The organism is Moorena sp. SIO3I8 (assembly GCF_010692325.1).
Taxonomy (GTDB): Bacteria; Cyanobacteriota; Cyanobacteriia; order Cyanobacteriales; family Coleofasciculaceae; genus Moorena.
Genome location: NZ_JAAHHW010000273.1, coordinates 1 through 2,406, shown reverse-complemented (window position 1 = coordinate 2,406; position 2,406 = coordinate 1). Strand labels below are relative to the sequence as shown.

Genomic DNA, 2,406 nt, shown 5'->3' with positions numbered 1-2,406 from the left:
CACTTCCCCAGAATTTTCACCTTTGACAGTGTAACGAAGGGTATCTCCTGGTTTGACAATGGCTTTGTTCTCTAGGGCTTGCCAAGTAATATTTTCTTTACCTTCAGTATCAACTTCTACTATCTTCTTCTTAGCCACTAATTTCAACTGCACTTTGGGGCGCATGATGTTTTGGACAATCACTTCCCCAGCTTCCTGTAAACCAGCTAATACAGGAGTCTTACCTACAAAAGGCACAGCAACAATTAATGCGATCGCACCCAGACCGAGAATTGATGAACGTTTCATTTGCAATAAACCTCTTGATAATTACAACAATTTTATAGAACGCTGAAGCTTTAAGGCTGAAGTAGGAAGGCTGTTCGCCGGATAGCGTTCCCGCAGGGTAGGCTGAAATGACTTGATTAGTGGCTCACCTAAGGTTGACTCAAAACGTGGTCAACAACCAGGAGTTACACCGGTGTATCTCACTTTTGCTGTTTGATCCGGTGGGTGGAACGGGCATCAGGCGTGGAACGGGCATCAGGCGTGGAACGGGCATCAGGCATGGAACGGGCATCAGACGTGGAACGGGCATCTTGCCCGTTTCCTTCCTCGGGCGGGCTGTCCCCTGGGGACCGAGAAAATCAGGACTCACCCTTGGGTGGTGCGTTACGGGGCGGGCTGTTCCAACACTGGCGCTCGGTGTTAACATGATAGCAAGCCCGCCCCTAACGCACCCTACTGGACTGACACATCTAAAATGGTGCAATAAGCGTAGGTTGGGTTGAAGAATGAAACCCAACACCAGTAACGCATTGTTGGGTTTCCCTACCGCTCAACCCAACAAACATTTTTAGGTGTGCCACGCCACTACGCACCCTAAAACCTTGTTAGAGTCAACTTCTGACTTCTGACTTCTGACTTCTGACGCTAAGCGTAGCGCTATACTTACTACTTCAGAGCATTAAAGATTAGTCCACCTTACGACGGAAGACAAAGGATCCATTGTCGCCAGGAGCAACAGTACCAACTTCATTGACGTACCTAGTCACTTCCTCACCGCTAGCTGGGTCAGTATTTCCAAAGGATAAGGTATTATTGAAGTACTCCACAGTACCCTGAGATGGGTCAGTTCCTTGCTCGTGAGTGGTGACAGTAACCCAGTTGTTAGGAGCTGCAGTACCATCCTCAGTAATGGTGAAGTTCTCAGCATCCAAAACTACGTTACCAGCACCCACTAGTGGTTCAGAGATATTGGTGTAGGTAATTCGGTACTCGATAAACTGACCAGGCTTAGCCCGTTCCGCGAGGGTACCTTCCTGATCACCTGTGGGATCTCCGCCGGAGAAGTCCTGAATCACTGTTACACCATCAGTATCCAGAATCCGAGCTTCTTGCACCATCTGCATATAACCAGTGTAGGGACGGTCAACAGTAATGTTGAAGACGGTGTCTTCAGTGACATCAAAGTTTCCGTCCGTGGTGTTGTCCACAAAGGCAACAATCGGAATCCCGTAACCCTGAACTTGAGCTGTCTCAGGTAAGTCAACAATTACCTCGTAATCCAATTGCTGACCTGGTGTGAGAGTACCAACATTAACTGTTGTACCACCAGTGAGGGTAAAACCACCAGCTTCAGTGTAGGTGTAAGTCGCCTCAAGAATTGGACCTGTCTCTGGCTCGTACCTGATCGTGACCGTAGTGTTATCAGGAATCTGGTTATCTGGTCCAAAGTCTACTGGAGTGGTGAATTGAGGATTAACTTGAGGGTCATTAGTCGCCGCATTACCGACTGAAGGCGCAATTGGCAACAAGGTTACGTTATCTAAATTAGTAGCATTGGGGTTCTCAACGGTATTGTCGAAGGTCACCGCACCTGGGTCAATGTCGATACCCTGAGCTGTTCCAGCTGGAATAGTTGTGGACTGGTTAGTGAAGTCATCATTGTCATTGGTTGGACCAATGGCGTTGGGTCGATTCTCTGGACCATTGAGGATTTGACTGGTAGTCTCAATGTCTGCAGTAATGGTAACTACAGTGTCTTCACCCTTAGGTCCTTCACCTGTGTTGTCATTGTCTTCATCAACACCATCAGCACTGGGATTGGCAATACCAAGGTCTGTAGCTGGGTTGAAGTCGGTACCAGTCTCATCCGGTGGTGTACCATCATCATTGTAGTTGTTGGGATTTTGGTCACCGGATTCATCGTAGACCACTTCATCCGTTGAGTCACCGACAGTTTCACCAAATGCCTGAGCAATGTTAGCGACTTCACCACCAGCAACCGGTAACCCACTGGTGATCACACCAAAGCTGAAGCCATTGGCATCAGCTTCAGTGGAGGTTCCTGCAGTAATAGGACCGTCAGCAATGAAACCAACGCGCTTAACATCACTAGGATTAGCTGGGGGGGTAGTAGACCAG

Annotated in this window: 1 protein-coding gene and 2 pseudogenes; 1 reads left to right on the top strand and 2 read right to left on the bottom strand. The window is 48.3% G+C overall.

All coding sequences use genetic code 11. The features are described 5' to 3' along the window. A pseudogene (locus F6K51_RS36085) lies at window positions 1-288 on the bottom strand (hypothetical protein); the annotation flags it as partial. Between the two features lie 204 nt (window positions 289-492). On the opposite strand from F6K51_RS36085, the gene F6K51_RS36080 reads away from it, so the two are divergent. After that, window positions 493-696, top strand: coding sequence for a hypothetical protein (locus tag F6K51_RS36080; protein ID WP_143727822.1), 204 nt, complete (start codon window positions 493-495; stop codon window positions 694-696). Window positions 697-953: 257 nt separating this feature from the next. Here the strand turns inward: F6K51_RS36080 and F6K51_RS36075 are convergent. Next, a pseudogene (locus F6K51_RS36075) lies at window positions 954-2,406 on the bottom strand (hypothetical protein); the annotation flags it as partial.